This is a genomic window from Massilia sp. DJPM01 (assembly GCF_030348125.1).
Lineage (GTDB): Bacteria > Pseudomonadota > Gammaproteobacteria > Burkholderiales > Burkholderiaceae_D > Telluria_A > Telluria_A frigida.
Genome location: NZ_JAQOZV010000009.1, coordinates 1 through 18,773, shown reverse-complemented (window position 1 = coordinate 18,773; position 18,773 = coordinate 1). Strand labels below are relative to the sequence as shown.

General features: G+C 62.8%; 12 protein-coding genes. 4 read left to right on the top strand and 8 right to left on the bottom strand.

Annotation, left to right across the window (positions count from 1 at the left end; translation table 11 throughout):
• Nucleotides 1–6 precede the first annotated feature (6 nt).
• The 8 genes from PO883_RS08330 to PO883_RS08295 all read right to left on the bottom strand — a co-directional run bounded on the left by PO883_RS08330 (nt 7) and on the right by PO883_RS08295 (nt 11,877).
• Nucleotides 7–2,454, bottom strand: a complete 2,448-nt coding sequence (locus PO883_RS08330; RefSeq protein ID WP_289309339.1) for an acylase — start codon at nt 2,452–2,454, stop codon at nt 7–9.
• Between the two features lie 142 nt (nt 2,455–2,596).
• Nucleotides 2,597–2,962 (bottom strand): MmcQ/YjbR family DNA-binding protein, encoded by a 366-nt coding sequence (locus PO883_RS08325; protein ID WP_289309338.1) that lies wholly within the window; start codon nt 2,960–2,962, stop codon nt 2,597–2,599.
• 15 nt (nt 2,963–2,977) lie between these two features.
• Nucleotides 2,978–4,993 (bottom strand): alpha/beta fold hydrolase, encoded by a 2,016-nt coding sequence (locus tag PO883_RS08320; protein WP_289309337.1) that lies wholly within the window; start codon nt 4,991–4,993, stop codon nt 2,978–2,980.
• A 107-nt stretch (nt 4,994–5,100) separates the two neighbouring features.
• Nucleotides 5,101–7,188: a S9 family peptidase gene (locus PO883_RS08315; RefSeq protein ID WP_289309336.1), complete on the bottom strand. Its 2,088-nt coding sequence runs from the start codon at nt 7,186–7,188 to the stop codon at nt 5,101–5,103.
• 123 nt (nt 7,189–7,311) lie between these two features.
• A complete protein-coding gene (locus PO883_RS08310) occupies nt 7,312–9,360 on the bottom strand; it encodes a VC_2705 family sodium/solute symporter (RefSeq protein ID WP_289309335.1) in 2,049 nt (682 codons plus the stop codon).
• Nucleotides 9,357–9,653, bottom strand: coding sequence for a DUF4212 domain-containing protein (locus tag PO883_RS08305; protein ID WP_167090011.1), 297 nt, complete (start codon nt 9,651–9,653; stop codon nt 9,357–9,359). Before PO883_RS08305 ends, PO883_RS08310 begins: the two co-directional genes overlap by 4 nt.
• Nucleotides 9,653–11,170, bottom strand: a complete 1,518-nt coding sequence (locus PO883_RS08300; protein WP_289309334.1) for a sensor histidine kinase — start codon at nt 11,168–11,170, stop codon at nt 9,653–9,655. Before PO883_RS08300 ends, PO883_RS08305 begins: the two co-directional genes overlap by 1 nt.
• Nucleotides 11,167–11,877, bottom strand: coding sequence for a response regulator transcription factor (locus PO883_RS08295; RefSeq protein WP_289309333.1), 711 nt, complete (start codon nt 11,875–11,877; stop codon nt 11,167–11,169). Before PO883_RS08295 ends, PO883_RS08300 begins: the two co-directional genes overlap by 4 nt.
• A 175-nt stretch (nt 11,878–12,052) precedes the next feature.
• Between PO883_RS08295 and recA the strand changes: the two genes are divergently transcribed.
• From recA to PO883_RS08275, 4 genes are all read left to right on the top strand, one after another.
• The gene (gene recA, locus PO883_RS08290; protein WP_054264835.1) at nt 12,053–13,132 is read left to right on the top strand and encodes a recombinase RecA; all 1,080 of its coding nucleotides are present in this window, start codon (nt 12,053–12,055) and stop codon (nt 13,130–13,132) included.
• A 15-nt stretch (nt 13,133–13,147) separates the two neighbouring features.
• Complete coding sequence (gene recX, locus PO883_RS08285; RefSeq protein ID WP_289309332.1) at nt 13,148–13,603, top strand: recombination regulator RecX; 456 nt, start codon at nt 13,148–13,150, stop codon at nt 13,601–13,603.
• Nucleotides 13,604–14,272: 669 nt separating this feature from the next.
• Nucleotides 14,273–16,915 carry a DUF6531 domain-containing protein gene (locus PO883_RS08280; RefSeq protein WP_289309331.1) on the top strand — a complete coding sequence of 881 codons (2,643 nt, stop codon included), beginning with the start codon at nt 14,273–14,275 and terminating at the stop codon, nt 16,913–16,915.
• The coding region (locus PO883_RS08275; RefSeq protein WP_289309330.1) for an RHS repeat-associated core domain-containing protein at nt 16,912–18,773 on the top strand (1,862 nt) is incomplete at its 3' end. The genes PO883_RS08280 and PO883_RS08275, both read left to right, overlap by 4 nt.

Here is an 18,773-nt window from a genome sequence, read left to right as displayed (position 1 = left end):
GACCGCTTATGGCTTGCCGTTCGGGGTGGCGACCACCTTGCGCGACACCGTCATGCTCGAGAACGCGGGATCGGCCTTGATCTGCGCTTCCGTGTACGGCTGGGTGATCCATTCCTTTTTCGAGAAGCGCTCGGTCTGGTCGGCGTAATGCTTGGAGGCCGGATCGGTCGATTGCGAGTAGGCCAGCATGGCTTGCACTTGCGGGCCATTCTTGTCGAAGGACACGGTCTGGATGTAGCTGGTGCCGTAGATCACGTCCAGCTTGCCATCGGCGCCCGGCACATTGCCGATCGCGTTGTACACGCCATCGGTGCCCTTGCCGCCGTGGATAGGGATCTGGCGGGTGCCGCGCGTGGCCACCTGCACGTCGCCCCAGCGCGCGTCTTGCGACACGCCCAGGCGCGCCACGTCCAGCGCCGACGAGGCCAGCGCCCGGCGCACCGTGTTGGCGGTGGCCATGTTATCGAGGTTCAGGCCGCGCGGGGTGTTGACCGGATCGGCCGGGTTGAACGGCACGGCCCAGACACCCGGCACGCGCACGATGCGCTCCCACAGGCCGGTGAAGTACAGGTAGCCGATGTTGCTGTCGAGGTTGACGGTGCGGTCCCACTGGTTCAGGCGCGCGCAGGCGCTGGTGAGGTCGACGCTGGTGCCATCGGCGGCCTGGGCGTCCTTGTCGCCGCGGCACAGGGTCAGCACGTCGTCCATGATCTGCTCGGCGTAGTAGACGCGGTTGCCCAGGGCCAGGCCCTGCAGCTGCGCGACCGTCATGCGGCGCCCGGCCAGGCCATCGGTGCCGGCCAGGCGTTTTTCCACCTGCGAAATGCCGAGGCGGGTACGGCCGAACTGTTCGACATTGTCGACGCTGACGATGGCCGGGAAGCCCGCCAGCGGCGCTTGCGGGTTGGACAGCCAGGCGCTGTCGTTCGAGTTTTGCACGTAGTCGCTGCGGGTCAGGCGCGGCAGGCTGGCGCCGGCGAAGATGCCGGGCTGGGGCGCGGTGCTGTCGGTGCCGGGGGCGCAGGCGCTGGAGGCGCCGAGCAGCACGAACAAGCCGCGCGCGGCCAGCGGCTTGAACGGCTCGGGCACGCAGGCGTTCTGCTTGGCGGTGCTCACGTGCGGCACCACCGTGACATCCATGAACAGGGCGCTGCCTTCCTTGTCGACGGCCAGGGTGTTGACCCATGGCAGGCCGACGGTGCGGTCGATCGAGGCCTTGAATTCATCCAGGCTGCGCGCGCTGTTCATGCCGTACCACTGTTCCAGCATGCGGTGATTGCCCAGGTTGGCGTCGTTGAGGGCGTACGCCATGCCGCCGGTCCAGTCGAGCTGGCCGGGAATGACGACCATCGGGCCGAACTGGCTGCTGTAAAAGGTGCGCGACTGCTGGCGCACTACGCCGTCGGGACCCTTGACGTCGATGCTGATGGTCTTGCGCTCCATGCTCTGCGGCTTGCCGTCGAACATGTATTTGGTCGGGTCGCTCGGGTCCAGCGGCATGGCGTGCACGGTGAAGTGGGCCGAGTTGTTGACCGTGTGGGTCCACGCCAGGTTCTGGTTGAAGCCGATATTGACCATCGGCATGCCACCGAGGGCGGCGCCCATCGCGTCCAGCTTGCCGGGGATGGTCAGGTGCAGCTGGTAAAAGCGCAGCGCGCCGCGCCACGGGAAGTGCGGGGTGCCGAGCAGCATGCCCTGGCCATTGTCGGTGGCATCCTTGCCCAGCGCCACGGCATTGCTGCCGGTGCGTTCGCGCATCGCGGTCCAGTAGTCGGGGTCCATCGGATGCATGCCGGCCTTGGGCGGGATGGCCGGGGTCAAGGCATTCTGGCCCGGCGGCGCGGCGCCCACGATGGCCGGAATGAACTGGCCGGAACTGGCTTCGGCGGCGTAGCGGCGCAGCAGCTTGACCATGTCGGCCTCGGTGACCTTGCGCACCCAGGCGCCGTTCTTGCAGGCGTCCGGCAGGTTGTTCATGCCGGTCTTGTCGAGGTAATCGTTGTAGCCGGCGACGTAGCCTTCGATCATCGCCTTCATCGGCGCCGCATGGGCGTCCCAGGCCGCCTTGACGGCGTCGGCATCGTTGATGATGCGGTAAAAGAAATCGGTCTGCAGGTTCGGAATATCCGAGGTCTGGCGCGTCGCGGTCGGGCCGAAGTATTTCGAGCGCTCGCCGCTGACGGTGGTGAATTCGTCGGCCATCAGGCAGACATTGTCTTGCGCGTAGGCGGTGGCGACGCCGTAGGCGAGGCTGCCCTCATCGTTGGCCTTGATGTGCGGCACGCCGAACGAGGTACGGCTGATCTCGGCCTGGTATTTCAGCGCCGGGTCGTTCGGCTTCTTGGGATCGTCTTTTTTGTCTTCGTTGTTGCAACCGGCGCTCATGGCGAGGGCAACAGCGGCAGCCAGCACCAGCAAACGCGGCGCGTGGGGAGTCTTGAATGGGATGGTCATGTAGATGTCGGTCTCGTGTTGGATACATTGATGGCGCAGCAGTGGGATATTTTATATCGAAATTACATCAAAATTGCAGAAATAATAACTTTGCGCCACTGCTGCGGGCGTGGTAGAAATGGCGAGCCGGCCTGCGCCCGCCTTACCGTGCCGCGTTTTCCAGAGACGCGAGCTGTGCCTTGCTAAGCGCAGCGCGGGCTTTCTGGTACGACCATGCCAGCAATTCGGCCAGGAAATCGGCCGGAAAAGTGCGCACGTCGACGATCGTCACCCAATGAAAGCGCCCCATGTAGCGGGCCGGCTTCACGCCAGGCATGCCGGTCAGTCCGAGGAACTGGTCGGGCGCGACGCGGATGCTGAAACGCCCCATTTCCGGCTCACTGGTCTTGAAGTAGGCAAACTTTTTCCCGCCTATCTCATACACCAGGATATTGCTTGGACTCGGATGCAGGGATTGCGTTGCATGCGGAAATTCGCGGCAGCGTTGTTGTAACTGTTGCGTGTTCATGACAGTGGAACCGTTTCAAGGGCTGCCAATTTGGCGCCCCAGAAATTTTTCAACCCGTCCCCAGAAGTCGATGCGGTTTTTTGGCAACGACCAGCCGTGGCCTTCTTCCTGGTACACCACCCATTCGACGTTGGGGTTGTGTTCCTTGAGCGCTTCGACAAATTTCTTGCCGTGGTACAGGGGCACGCGCCGGTCGGCGGCGCCGTAGGCCAGCAGCAGCGGCTGGGTAATGCGCGCCGCCTGAAGCAGGGGCGAGGTGGCGCGCAGCTGGGCCGCGTCTTTCTCGGGGTCGCCGATCAGGGTCGGTGCGCCGTACTTGAGGTAGGCGCTGTTCATGTCGGAGGCGAAGCTCCAGTGGCCCGTGTAGAGCAGCTTGATGTCGGTCACGCCGACCCAGTCGATGCCGCACTTGTACAGGGCCGGATCGTTCACCAGGCCCATCAGGGTGGCGTAGCCGCCGTAGCTGGCGCCGGCGATGCAGATGCGCTTGGGGTCGGCGATGCCCTGGGCGATCGCCCATTTGGTGGCGTCGGCGATATCGTCCTGCATCTTCAAGCCCCATTGCTTCCAGCCGGCCCGATAGTGCTTGCTGCCGAAGCCGGTGCTGCCGCGATATTCGGGTTCGAGCACCGCGTAGCCGCGCGAGGCCAGGAACTGGCTGTCGGCCGACCAGCGCCACTCGTTGCCGCGCACATAAGGGCCGCCGTGCACCAGCACCACCATCGGCAGGTTCTTGCGCTTTCCATTCGGAACGGTCAGCCAGGCCGGCACCGTCAAGCCGTCGCGCGCCGTGGTGCGCACCAGTTCCTGTTCGGCCATCTGGGCCGGCACGATGCGTTCCTGGGTGCTGCCGACATTGGTGAACTTGCCGGTATCGAGGTTGTACAGGGCGTAGTGCTCGGGTTGCTTGTCGGAATACGATTGCACCAGCACCCACGGGCTGTCGGGGCGCGCGGGCGGATTGATCATGTTCGCGGTGGCGGGCAGGGCGGCGTCGATGGTGGCCTGCAGCGTTTTCATCTTGTCGTCGAACCACACGGTGGCGCGCGCGTCGCTCAGGTAGCGCACGCCGAGCAGCTTGTCGCGCGAGGTGATCAGCTTGCCGCTGAAGTCGTAATCGGCCAGCGCCACCAGCGGTTTTTCGGTGACCTGGTTGGTGGCCAGGTCGAAGGTGTGCAGCGCCATCTTGTCCTTGCCGGCGTCGCTCAGCACGTACAGGGTGCCGTCCGGACCGAAGGCCAGCGGCGTGAAGGCTTCCTTGCCGCCCAGGAAAGCGTCGAAGGAAGCGATCTTGCGCCATTCCTTGCTGGCCGGATCGAGATACCAGATGGTTTCGATATTCTTGTCCAGTGCGATGCACAGGCGCGGTTCGCCCTTGTGGTCGAGCAGCCAGCCCTGGGCCGGTCCGGGCCGCTTGACCGTTTCGGCGCGCCCGGTCAGCGTGTTCAGGCGCAGCAGGTTGACGTACTTGATTTCGCCGGCTTCATCGAGGCCGTCGCGTTTCGGATTGATCACGTAGACATCGTCGGATGCCTGCGCGCCTTTTTGCTCGACCAGATAATGGTCGGCCGGCAAGGTGGTGCGGGCCACGCCGTGCTCTTGCACGAAGTTGCCGCTGACCTGAACCAGCTGCTTGAAACTGCTGCCGTCGCGGTTGACCGCGAACAGGCCGGGGCCGTAGATGGCGTCGCCCGGACCGATGCTCTTGTCGGTGGTGTCCAGTACCAGGCGCTCGTCGTTGACCCATTGGAAGGTGTCGACATCCCGATCGGCGAACTGGGCCACGACCTTGATGGCGTTGGTGGCAAGCTCGATCACGATCAGGCGGTCGCGCTTGTTGTCGTTGGAAAAGCGCACGGCCAGGAACTTTCCGCTGGGCGAAAGGTTGGCATCGCTGAAGGCCGGGTTGTTGAAGAAGTCGGCAATCGGCGGCGGCGCCGGCGGCGCGGCCTCGGCGCCGAAGGCGGGCATGGCCAGGGCGCAGGCGAGCAGGGCGGCAATGCGCAGGGTGGACGAAAAACGGGTGGACATGGGGGCGGCTCGATAGGATGGAAGCAAAGCGGACAGTTGCTTCCTGTCCAGTCTGTCAATACTATCGTTTTGCCAACGTTGACGCCAGTCTTATCGCTGCGCCGATGTCAGGGCGTGCCGATCTGGCGCTGCAAGAATTTTTCGACCCGGCCCCAGAAATCGATGCGGTTTTTTGGCAGGGACCAGCCGTGGCCTTCTTCCTGGTACACCACCCATTCGACGTTGGGGTTGTGTTCCTTGAGCGCTTCGACAAATTTCTTGCCGTGGTACAGGGGCACGCGCCGGTCGGCGGCGCCGTAGGCCAGCAGCAGCGGCTGGGTAATGCGCGCCGCCTGAAGCAGGGGCGAGGTGGCGCGCAGCTGGGCCGCGTCTTTCTCGGGGTCGCCGATCAGGGTCGGTGCGCCGTACTTGAGGTAGGCGCTGTTCATGTCGGAGGCGAAGCTCCAGTGGCCCGTGTAGAGCAGCTTGATGTCGGTCACGCCGACCCAGTTGATGCCGCATTTGTACAGGGCGGGATCGCTCACCAGCCCCATCAGGGTGGCGTAGCCGCCGTAGCTGGCGCCGGCGATGCAGATGCGCTTGGGGTCGGCGATGCCCTGGGCAATCGCCCATTTGGTGGCGTCGGCGATATCGTCCTGCATCTTCAAGCCCCATTGCTTCCAGCCGGCCCGATAGTGCTTCGTGCCGAAGCCGGTACTGCCGCGAAACTCGGGTTCCAGCACCGCATAGCCGCGCGAGGCCAGGAACTGGCTGTCGGCCGACCAGGCCCATTCGTTGCCGCGCACGTAAGGGCCGCCGTGCACCAGCACCACCATCGGCAGGTTCTTGCGCTTTCCATTGGGCACGGCGGTGGGCACGGCGGTAGGCACAGCGGTAGGCACGGCGGTAGGCACGGCGGTAGGCACAGCGGTAGGCACGGTCAGCCAGGCCGGCAGCGGCAAGCCGTCGCGCGCCGTGATGCGCACCAGTTCCTGCTCGGCCATCCGGGCCGGGACGATGCGTTCGTGGGTGCTGCCGACGGGATTGAACTTGCCGCTATCGAGGTTGTACAGGATGTAGCGGTCGGGCTGCCGGTCGGAATACGAGCGCACCAGGACCCAGGGCGCCTCGGCGCGCGCGGGCACGTCGATCAGGTTGACGGTGGCGGGCAGGGCGGCGTCGATGGCCGCTTGCAGGGATTTCATTTTGGGGTCGAACCACACCGTGGCGCGTGCGTCGCTCAGGTAGCGCACGCCGAGCAGCTTGTCGCGCGTGGTGACCAGGCTGCCGCTGAAGTCGTAGTCGGCCAGCGCCACCAGCGGCTCGGCGCTGAGCTGCCCGGTTGTCAGATCGAAGGTATGCAGCGCTTGCTTGTCCTTGCCCTTTGCACTGAGCACGTACAAGGTGCCGTCGGGGGCGAAGGCGAGCGGCCAGAAGGCATCCTTGCCGCCCAGGTAGGCGTCGAAGGCGGCGATCTGGCGCCATTCCTTGCTGGACGGCTCCAGATACCAGACCGCTTCGGTATTCTTGTCGAGCGTGACGCAGATGCGCGGCTCGCCCTTGTGATCGAGCAGCCAGCCGCGCGCCAGCCCCGGACGGCGCACCGTTTCGCTGCGCCCGGTGACGGTGTTGACGCGGATCAGGTTGACGTACTTGAGGTCGCCGGTTTCATCGATGCCGTCGCGCTTGGAATTGATGACGTACACATCGTCCGAGTGTTGCGCGCCTTTTTGCCTGACCAGGAAATGGTTGGCCGACAAGACGTTGCGGGCCACGCCGTGCTCCTGGACAAAGCTGCCGCTGACCTGCACCAGTTGCCTGAAATTGCTGCCGTCGCGGTTGACCGCGAACAGGCCGGGCCAGTAGACCGCGTCGCCCGGGCCGACGGTCTTGTCGGTCGAATCGAGCACCAGCCGGTCGTTGTTGATCCACTCGAACTGGTCGACGTCGCGATCGGTGAACTGGGCCACGACCTTGACGGCGTTGGTGGCCAGTTCGATCACGATCAGGCGGTCGCGCTTGTTGTCGTTGGAATAGCGCACCGCCAGGAACTTGCCGTTGGGCGAAAGAATGGCATCGCTGAAGGCCGGGTTGTCGAAGAAGTCGGCGATCGGCGGTGGCGCCGGCGGCGCCGCATCGGCGCTGAAGGCGGGGGTGGTCAGGGCGCACACGCACAGCAGCGCGGCGCGCAGCAAGGGCAGGAGGGTGTTCGACATGGTGCCTCGATAGACTGGGAAGCGTGAAGGAGGGCGAAACGAATCCGCGCCCTCAATCCTAGCCGCTTGCCGAGGGCTGTGCCAGTGCGCTTCGCGACGGCGCTGCGTTGTCGCGACAATTCGTCATTCGGGCGCGCGCAAGTGGTCGATCAGGCCGTCCGAACGGGCGTCCGGCGCCTTGGTCAGCAGGCTGACCACGACCAGTACCAGTACCCCGGCCGGCACCCCGAACACGCCGGCCGACATGGGCGCGATATGAAACCACTGGCCGGCCGCGCTGCCGCCGAGAATGGGATTGGTGTGCAGCATGTAGTACAGGCAGACGCAAAAGCCGGCCGCCATGCCGCCCAGCGCCCCGGCATGGTTGGCGCGCTTCCAGAATACGCCCAGCGCCAGCGCCGGGAACAGGGTCGAGGCTGCCAGCGAAAAGGCCGCGCCCACCAGCGACAGGATGTCGGCCGGCTTCTGCGAGGCGGCATAGGCGGCGATGAAGGCCACCCCCAGCAGCAGCAGCTTGGAAATGGTGACCCGTTTCTGGGTCGAGGCGCCCGGATCGATCACCTTGTAATAGAAGTCGTGCGAGAGCGCGTTCGAGATCGCCAGCAGCAGCCCATCGGCGGTGGACAGGGCCGCGGCCAGCCCGCCGGCCGCCACCAGCCCTGAAATCACGTAGGGCAGGCCGCCGATTTCGGGCGTGGCCAGCACCAGCATGTCGCCGTCGATGGCGATTTCGGCCAGCTGGACGATGCCGTCGCCATTGATGTCGGCAATGCTGATGAGGGGATGAAGTTTGTCCACATTGGCCCAGTAGCTGATCCAGTTGGGCAGCTGCGTGAATTTGGTGCCGACCAGCGCGCTGTACAGGTCGTACTTGATCAGCACCGCCAGCGCCGGGATGGACAAGTAAATGAGCAGGATAAAGAACAGGGTCCAGAATACCGACACGCGGGTGTCGTGCACCGAGGCGGTGGTGTAGGAGCGCATCAGGATGTGCGGCAGCGCGGCCGTGCCCAGCATCAGGCAAAACACCAGCGCCAAAAAGTTATTGCGGCGGATGTCGGAGGCGGCGCGGTCGGCACCGGGAAAGGGCGTGGCGTGCGGCTGGGGCGGCCGCGCGCGTGCCAGGTTGGCCGCGCGCGCCGCATTCCAGCTGCGCGCGGCGTCGTCCGCGCTTTTGGGCCAGGCCAGCACGGCGCGTTCGGCGGCGCGGATCTCGCCCAGCGCGGCATTGCGCAGGCGCACTGCGTCGAGGCGGCGCTGCACATCCTGGCGTCCGTTTTCCCATGAGGCGGGCAGGCTTGCGGCCAGCGCCTGGTAGTAGCCGGCGCGCTGGGCGAAGATGGCGCGCACTTCGCGCTCGCGCGGGTCGCGTTCGAGTTCGGCCTCACGCGCGGCCAGCTTGGGCAAGACGGTGCCGTACGCCACCTGCGGCACCGGGTTGTCGGCATGCTTGAGCGAGAGCCACATGGTGGGCAGCAGGAAGGCCACCAAAATGATGATGTACTGCGCCACCTGGGTCCAGGTGATGGCGCGCATGCCGCCCAGGAAGGAGCACACCAGGATGCTGGCCAGTCCCAGGAAAATACCGACCGAAAAATCGACCCCGGTAAAGCGCGCGGCGATCAGCCCGACCGCGTAAATCTGCGCCACCACGTAGGTGAACGAGACGATGATGGTGGCGGCCACCGCCATCACCCGCACCGGCCCGCCGCGCCCGCCGGCGCCGCCGCCGTAGCGCGCCGCCAGGAAGTCGGGGATGGTGTACTGGGCGAACTTGCGCAGGTAGGGCGCGATCAGCAGTGCCACCAGGCAGTAGCCGCCGGTCCAGCCCATGATGTAGGCCAGGCCGTCGAAGCCGTGCAGGTACAGGCCGCCCGCCAGGCTGATGAAGCTGGCCGCCGAAATCCAGTCGGCCGCAGTGGCCATGCCGTTGAACAGGGCCGGCACCCGGCGCCCCGCCACATAATATTCCGTCACGTTCGAGGTGCGGCTGATGACGCCGATGGCCGCATACAGCACGATGGTGGCGAACATATACAGGTAGCCGAGCCAGACGCGCGGCATGCCTTCGCGTTCGAGCAGGGCCAGCGAGAGCACGAAGGCGATGAAGCACACCGTGTACCACAGGTAATAGCGGCTCAGGCGCCGGAACAGGGAATTGGGCGCGCTCATGCGGCATCCTTCAGGGCAGCGACGAAACGGCGGTCGGCGCGCCGCATGGCCAGCACATAGATGCCGAGGATGGCCAGGTAGACCAGCGAAGCGCCCTGGGCCGCCAGGTAGAACGACAGCGGCCAGCCGAACAGCGACCAGTTGGCAAGTTCGCGCGCGAAAAAAACCGTGCAAAAGCCGCTGGCCAGCCACAGCAGCAGCAGGATGGCCGTGATGCGGCGCGTGCGGCGCCAGTGCACCCGGCGCGCGGCCACGAGGCGGCGGCGCTGCTCGGCCAGGGCGTTCGTTTCCATCAGTCGCCCTCCTCGTCGGTGACGCGCGGCGGCGGGAAGCTCAGGCGGAACTGGCAGCCGGGCGCCTTTTTTTGCCCACTGCGCGGATTGTTGAAGATGTCGATGGTGGCGCCGTGCTGCTGGGCGATTTCGCGCACGATGGCCAGTCCCAGGCCGCTGCCGGGGGCGCTGTTGCCGAGGATGCGGTAAAAACGCTCGAACACGTGGGCCCGTTCGTCGGGGGCGATGCCGGGGCCGCTATCCTCCACTTCCAGGATGGCCAGCTCGGCCTCGCGCCGCACGCGCACCGTGACGCTGCCGCCGGCCGGGGTGTAGCGCAGGGCGTTGTCGATCAGGTTGGAGAGCAGTTCGCGCAGCATCATCGGGTTGGCCGCGATCAGCACCGGCTGCTCCGGCTGTTCGAAGCCCAGGTCGATGCGATGGGCGAACGAGGCTTGCACCCAGTCCTGCACGGTCTCGCGCGCGCTCTCGCACAGGTCGAGTTCTTCGTAGGCCAGGCCGGCGTTGGGCTGGTTTTCGGCGCGCGCCAGGGCCAGCAGCTGGTTGACCAGGCGCGTGGCCGACTCGGAACTCTTGGCCAATTGTTCGAGCGAGCGCCGGATTTCTTCCGGGTCGAGCTGGCGCAGCGCCAGTTCGGACTGCATGCGCATGCCGGCCAGCGGGGTTTTCATCTGGTGGGCGGCGTCGGCGATGAAGCGTTTTTGCATTTCGATGGTTTGCGACAGACGTTCGAGCATGTCGTTGAGCGAACCGACCAGGGGCGAAATTTCTTCCGGGACCTGGCGCGAATCGATCGGCGAAAGGTCGTCCGGGCGGCGCGCACGTATGCGTTCCTGCAACTGGGCCAGCGGCGAGAGGCCGCGCGCCAGGGCCAGCCAGACCAGGGCCAGCACGATCGGCAGGATGATGAATTGGGGCAGGATCACGCCCTTGATGATTTCATTGGCGAGCTGGGCGCGTTTGTCCAGCGTTTCGGCCACTTGCACCAGCGCCGCGTAGGGCTCGTCGCCGCGCTTGGCGAGTGGGCGCAGGTTGACGTAGGAAAAGGCGATGCGCACCGGCGTGCCGTGCATCAGCTCGTTGCGGAAATGGACGCGCCCGTTGCGCAGGCGTTCCTCGTCGGGCGGCAGCGGCAGGTCGCGGTCGCCGTCGATGTGTTCGCGGCGCGGGCCGATGATCTGGATATACACCTGGTCGACATCGTCGGCGCGCAGGATGTCGCGCGCGCTGCCGGGCAGGCGCGAAAACACCTTGCCGTCGATTTCGCGCACCTCCTGGGCCAGCACGGTGATGCTGTCTTCCAGGGCCCGGTCGAAGGGTTCGTTGGCGATCGACTTGGCCACCAGGTAGGTGATGGCGATGCTCATCGGCCACAGCAGCAGCAGCGGGGCCAGCATCCAGTCGAGGATTTCGCCGAACAGGGAATGCTGGATGTTTTCGTCCGGCTCGGCGCCGGGCGGTACATAGAGGGCGTCGGGTGGGTCGAGCGCGGCCGGGGCGGCGTCGCGCACGCTCACTTCGATTCCACGCCCGCCTCGAGGCTGGCGCGCGGCGCGTCGGCGTATTTTTCCAGGCAATAGCCCAGGCCGCGCACGGTGGCGATGCGCACCCCGCCCACCTCGATCTTCTTGCGCAGGCGGTGCACATACACTTCGATGGCGTTGTTGGATACTTCCTCGCCCCATTCGCACAGGTGGTCGACCAATTGTTCCTTGGATACCAGGCGCCCCGCGCGCGCCAGCAGGATTTCCAGCAGGCCCAGTTCGCGTGCCGACAGGTCGAGCATCTGGTCATTGATATAGGCGCTGCGCCCGACCTGGTCGTAGGCCAGCGGACCATGGCGCACCACGGCCGCGCCGCCGCCGGCGCCGCGCCGGGTCAGGGCGCGTACGCGGGCTTCGAGTTCGGACAGGGCGAAGGGCTTGGCCATGTAATCGTCGGCGCCGAGGTCGAGGCCATTGACGCGCTGCTCGATCGAATCGGCCGCGGTCAGGATCAGCACCGGCAGCAGGGAAGCGCGCGCGCGCAGGCGGCGCAGCACTTCCAGCCCGGACAGCTTGGGCAGGCCGAGGTCGAGGATCAGCAGGTCGAATTCCTGGGTGGACAGGGCCGTATCGGCCTCTTGTCCGTTCTTCACACAATCGATGGCGTAGCCGGACTGGCGCAAGGAGCGCGTCAATCCATCGGCAAGCACGCTATCATCTTCGGCAAGTAAAATACGCATGGGGGCACCGGAACGTCTAAGTAAGGGCTATTGTGTTTCATTTGGCGCAACGCCGGGAATTTTTTTGAATCGGGGTCACGTGCCGCTTGCATAAACCACTGTTTATTTGTACAGTGGTGTCTGTGACGTGACTTCTGCCCGTGATCTGGACCATTCTCTGGACTGAAAGAAAATTATGGATGATAAAAAAACCGTATTAAATGCTGGCGAGAAGGGCAAGGCGCTGGCCGCCGCTCTCGCGCAGATTGAAAAGCAGTTCGGCAAGGGCTCCGTCATGCGCATGGACGCCAACGCGCCCGTGGAAGACGTGCAGGTCGTCTCGACCGGTTCGCTCGGCCTGGACATCGCGCTGGGCGTGGGCGGCTTGCCGCGCGGCCGCGTGGTCGAGATCTACGGTCCTGAATCGTCGGGTAAAACCACCCTGACCCTGCAGACCATCGCACAAATGCAAAAACTGGGCGGCACCTGCGCCTTTATCGATGCCGAGCACGCGCTGGACGTCGGTTACGCCCAAAAACTGGGCATCAACCTGTCCGAACTGCTCATTTCGCAGCCGGACACGGGTGAGCAGGCACTGGAAATCACCGATGCGCTGGTGCGCTCGGGCAGCGTCGACCTGGTCGTGATCGACTCGGTGGCGGCCCTGACCCCGCGCGCCGAGATCGAAGGCGACATGGGCGATTCCCTGCCGGGTTTGCAGGCACGCCTGATGTCCCAGGCACTGCGCAAGCTGACCGGTTCGATCAACCGCACCAATACCCTGGTTATTTTCATCAACCAGATCCGCATGAAGATTGGCGTCATGTTCGGCAGCCCGGAAACCACCACCGGTGGTAACGCGCTCAAGTTCTACGCTTCCGTGCGCCTGGATATCCGCCGCACCGGCTCGATCAAGTCCGGTGACGAAGTCATCGGTAACGAAACCAAGGTCAAGGTCGTCAAGAACAAGATCGCCCCGCCGTTCAAGGAAGCGCACTTCGACATCCTTTATGGCGAAGGCACGTCGCGCGAAGGCGAGATCCTGGATCTGGGAGCGGATAACAAGATCGTCGAGAAGTCGGGTTCCTGGTACAGCTACAACGGCGAACGTATCGGCCAGGGTAAGGATAATGCGCGTATCTTCCTCAAGGAGCGTCCGGCGCTGGCGCGCGAGATCGAAAACAAGGTGCGCGTGGCCTTGGGCGTGCGCGAGCTGCCGCCGGTCCCTGGCGAGGAGCCGGTCAAGGTCGCCAAACTGAAAGCAGTCCCCGAGTAATCGGCGGCGGCAACGATGGCAGCACCCCAATTGAGCCTGAAAAGCCGTGCCCTGCGCTATCTCTCGATGCGCGAGCACAGCCGGCTTGAACTGGGGCGCAAGCTGGCGCGCCATGCGGAGGAGGGCGACGACGTTGACGCCCTGCTCGATTTCCTCGAAAAAAACAACTGGCTGTCGCAGGAACGTTTTTCCGAATCCCTGATTCACCGCCGCTCTGCGCGCTTCGGCAACAGCCGCATCATGGCCGAGCTGCAAAGTCACGGGGTCAAGGGCGAAGCCTTGCAGGAATTGAAGGCCGGGCTGGCCGACAGCGAGACAGCGCGCGCCTGTGAAGTGTGGCAGCGCAAGTTCGGTACGGTGGCGAGCGATCCCGCCGAGCGCAACAAGCAGATGCGGTTCCTGATGCAGCGGGGGTTTTCCCAGCGCGCGGTCAGGGCGGCGATGCAGGGGCGCGATCCGGACGATGACTAGGTAATTTCTTTGAATTGCTGTTCCGCTTGCCGCCTCCCCGGCGCCCGAGCGTGAGCAAGTGCGCCGCAACGCTGGCGCCGCTGCCCTGGGGCGGAAAAGCGGAGCGCCTTTCGCCGTATGCCGGAGGTGTTACACCGGCATACTCCTCAACGGTGGAAGGCGCTACGCTTTTTCGCTCTGGTGCACTGCTGTATGTCGTCCGTCCGATTCCAACGATTTTTTCTGCTTTGGCACGATAACGCGATGCCGAAGGCTCATGCCAACTGTAAATGACGGCCTGTAGCGGCGAGCCCGCTCGCCACCGGCAACCGCCATTTGCCTGGAGGGACTTATGCATTGCGATGGCTCAGATGCTCCCGGACTCGGTCGTCACGGGCAGTCTCAGGCAGACCGCGTTCAAGCTCAATCCCGATGCAAAGTATTGGCCCGTAGTTGCAAATTGGGGTGACGGATCTGCCAGTGGACTGCGACCAAGCGTGGGTTTTCATTGAGTATATGAGCGGCTGGAGAGGCTTGTTACTCGTCCGCCTGTTGTCCAAATCGCAGGACGCGCCGGATGTACACAGGAAACAACAATATCGACAAAAAGAAAAATCCAATGACTAAAAGTAACTTTATTTTGTTAATTGTGAGACAATATGGGCCTTGCCTATGGCTTTCAGGAATAAAATGCCTTTTTCTCTTGCGGGAGTGTTTGCATTCGCACGCTTCTCTTCCTATCGAACTCTGTACGCGCTTATCGCAGCGTTATTTCTCGGTTCGCCTTTCAATGTTCACGCTGAAGATTACGTTGGTCCCTATAAATATCAGGGGTATAACACAGTTTGGTACTTGACCGAGAGCGCGGCCACAGCCTCTTATATGGCTGCGATGAGCGACTTTTCTATGACTCCTGCAGTGTGCGGTGTCGGTTGGTACGGAGTTCCAACCGATTGGGCTACGGATAGTAGTAAAGCAGGAATAGTCTATTTGCAACACAGATATTATTTCGTAAGGAGAAGTTTCTACGGGTTTGAAGGACGGTGTGATCCGCCACAGTCGACAACTTCAGGTATAGGTATCAACCGCCGGCGTCTCGTATGCGCCGCCGCGCAGGGCGAGCGTTATTTCATGCCGGCCGCCGAGTGCCGCAGCGGGGCATACAAAGATCAACCGAATTCTAATGGCAGCAATGTGGGCCCACAATGCCCGAGCTGCAATGTCGGCAGACCCATCACGCCGGCAACCGGCAATATGTGGCACAGTATTACTGATTATCAGCCAGCGAAATCCGCCAGTGATTTGGCGCTTAGCCGCATCTATAACAGTGCCGCCAGCTTAACGGATCCTTACATGATCAAGGGCTTCGGGGTCAGGTGGAGTCACTCCTATAACAAATCGCTCAAAGCGGAACAACCGCGCAGCGCAGAGGAGCAGTTCAGGTGCTGGCGCTTTTCTAGTGGCGAGTGGGATTGCACTGACCGCCCGGACAGCATTGGCCTGATTCCTGTTCAAGTATCGCTGGTGCATTCGGACGGAAAGCGCTTTACCTATCGCCGCGACACGTCCGGAGCCTATACAAGCCTTCCCAACGTCGACGATAAGCTCGCGGCGGTCATGTCGCCGGACAATCTGAGTGTTCAGGAATGGACTGTTTACAATGCGAAAGGCGACCGGACCGAGCGCTTCGACAAAAGCGGCTTGTTGTTCTCGATCACCGAGCGCACCGGATTGACGCAACAGTTAACGTACAGCGATGGCGTGAGCAATGACACGGCGGTCAGCCGATTACCTGCCACCGCGCCCAAATGCGCGAATGCTCACCCCGGCGACGTTCTGCCGGCGGGCCGCTTGCTGTGCGTGACCAACCATTGGGGCCGCCAGATTCAGTTCAAATACGACGCAAAGGGACGGATTATCGAAATGATAGATCCCGCCTTGCAGTCCTATCTTTACGAATACGATGGCCCATCGGGTGGCTGCGTTCCCGGCAATGAGAAAAAATTGGCGTGCACGGCAAACAACCTGACCAAGGTGACGTACCCGGACGGAAAAAGCCAGACTTACTTCTACAATGAAGATAGCAAAATCAATGGCGGCAAACTTTGCGAGAATAATTGGCCGCCCATGGGAAATGGCTTCGGCCCCGAAGTGTTTATCAATTTGATGACAGGTCTGGTTGACGAAAACGAACAACGCCACAACAGCTGGACGTATGATTGCGCCGGCCGTGCCACGTCCTCGCAACTGGGTGACGGTATCGAGAAGGTCACGCTCGCCTATACCGACGGCACAGATACCTCAACAACAGTCACTCACTACGTCGGCCCCGCTGAAAATGTTGCAACGACTGTGCGTACCTACAGCAAAAAGACTGTCCAGGGCATTGCCAAGCCAACCAAGATTGACGCGCCGTGCGTGGAATGCGGCTCGATCGCCGAACGCGCGTATGACACCATTGGAAACGTCACGATGACGAAGGACTTCAACAGCAATTACAGCTGCTTCGCTTATGAAACCTCACGCAGTCTTGAAACGATCCGGGTTGAAGGTGCATCCACGAACGCTTGTACCCAGCTGCTTAGCTCGCAGCCGCTCGCACTGCCATTACGTAAAACCTCGACCAAATGGCACGCGCAATTGAGCCTGCCGGAAATCATCGCGGAACCCAAGCGTATTACGAAATACAAGTATGACGCGTCCGGCAACCTCATCACCAAGACTGAGCAGGCCACGACCGACCTGACCGGTTCTCAAGGATCTTCTGCGCCTGTCACAGGCAGCATTCGGACCTGGACATATACGTACAACAATGTGGGGCAATTGCAAACCGTGACCGGCCCGCGTACCGATATCGTCGACCTCACCAAGTATGACTATGATGCGCTCACCGGCTATCTGGTCAAGGTAACCAACGCCGCCAAACAGGAGACGACATTCTCGGACTACGACGGTCATGGCCATGTTCGCACGATTCGCGCGCCGAACGGCGTCACGACCACGCTGAGCTACACCCCGCGCGGATGGGTCGCTTCGCAAGCCGTATCGAACGGCACGACCACGCAGACCACGACGTACGACTACACCCCTTCGGGTGAGGTCAGGACGGTCACCTTCCCCGACAACAGCGTCACGACCTATACCTACGACGTGGCCCACCGGCTCACCTCCGTCGCCAATAACCGCGGCGAGAGCATCGTGTACACGCTCGACCTCACGGGCAACAGGATCAAGGAAGAAGTGCGTGACCCCAAGGGTAACCTTGCACGCCAGATTACCCGTACGTATGACACTATCGGCCGTCTGACGAGCCAAACCGGAGCTGCACAATGACCCGCCGTATTTTCAGCCGTTTGACGTCCGGCGCATTAATTGTTGTCATGACTTATACCCCACTGCTGGGTGCCTATACCGGAACCGTCGCCTCAGCGCAGTCGGTGCCGGCAGCGGCCACCGGCTACAAGTACGACCTGGGCGGTAACGTGACAGAGGTTAACGAGCCGCTGGGCCGCGTGACCAACCAGACCTACGACCCGCTTAACCGTGTAAAGCAGGTGGAACAGCCCTTGACCAACGGCGCGCGCCCGACCGTCAAGTATGGTTACGACGGCATCGATCAGGTGGCGACGGTGACCGATCCGCGCAACCTGGAGACACGTTACACCGTTGACGGCCTGGGTAACCGTAGCGAGCTGGGAAGCCCCGACACGGGCCTGACCAAGTCGACTTACGATGCCGCCGGCAACCTGAAGACGAGCATCGACGGCCGTGGCCAAACGAATACCTATTTTTATGATGCGCTCAACCGCCTGACCCGGATCAACTATACGGGCACCATCAGCACCACGTTCGAGTACGACGGCGGTGCTACCCCGATCCCGAATGCGGCCGGCAAAATGACCCTCATGACGGATGAATCGGGTTATACGAAATATACCTATGACGCGTTCGGGCGGCTCGCGACCAAAGCCCAGACCACGACTGGCTTGGGGAGCTACACCAACACGCATACGCTTAGTTATGATTACGATGCGGCCGGCCGGCTGGCGAGCGTGACCTACCCGAGTGGGAACCGCGTCAACTATGGCTACAACGACGTGGGCCAGATCAGCGGCATCACGCTGAACCCGGTTCTGGCCAGCGGTACCGGCACGAACATCAATAGCAGCATTGCTTTGCTGAGCAATATTACCTACGCCCCGTTCGGCGGAACCACTGGTTGGACGTGGGGCAACAGCACGCAGGCAAGCGCCAACACGCACGTGCGCACCTACGACCTTGATGGCCGAATCAGCAGCTATACCCTGGGAAACCCTTCGGCCAACGGGGTGGTGCGCACGGTCAATTACGATGCCGCCAGCCGCATCAAGGGATACACCCATACCGGCACCGGTACGGCGCCAGCTCCTGCCAGTCTGAACCAGACCTTCGGCTACGACGAGCTGGATCGCCTGACCAGCTACAGCGGCAACGGCACCACCCAGACCTACGCCTACGATGCTACCGGTAACCGCATCAAGGCTGGCTTCGGGGCGAACAGCTACACGAACACGATCGATCCTCTCAGCAATAAGCTGAGCGCGACCACCGGTCCCGGGCCGGCCAAGACGAATACCTACGACGGCGCCGGTAATCTGACGACTGATGGCACGCTCGTCGTCACTTATAGCGGACGGGCTCGGCCATACCGTCTCCAGAATGGTGCTGTCACGGCCCACCAGCTGTTCAACGGCTTGGAACAGCGTGTCTTCCAAACTAACGGTGGTGGTATATTCGTCTATGACGAACAAGGACAGTTGGTTGGTGAGTACAGCTATCTCAACGGCAAGGCGACGCGCGAGACGGTGTACCTGGGCAACCTGCCGGTGGCGGTGCTGACGCAGACAGTGACGGGAACGGCACCGACCCAAAGCACGGCGGTTAACGTGTTCCATATCCATCCGGATCATTTGGGAACGCCACGGATGATCACGCGCCCGCTCGACAACAAGATTGTCTGGCGCTGGGACAATGGTGACCCGTTCGGGCTGACTCCACCGAACGAAAATCCAAGCGGTGTGGGTGCGTTTACGTTCAATATGCGAATGCCAGGGCAGTACTACGACCGCAACACGAACCTGTTTTACAACTACCATCGGGACTACGATCCGCAGACGGGGCGGTACATCCAAAGCGATCCGATCGGATTGGC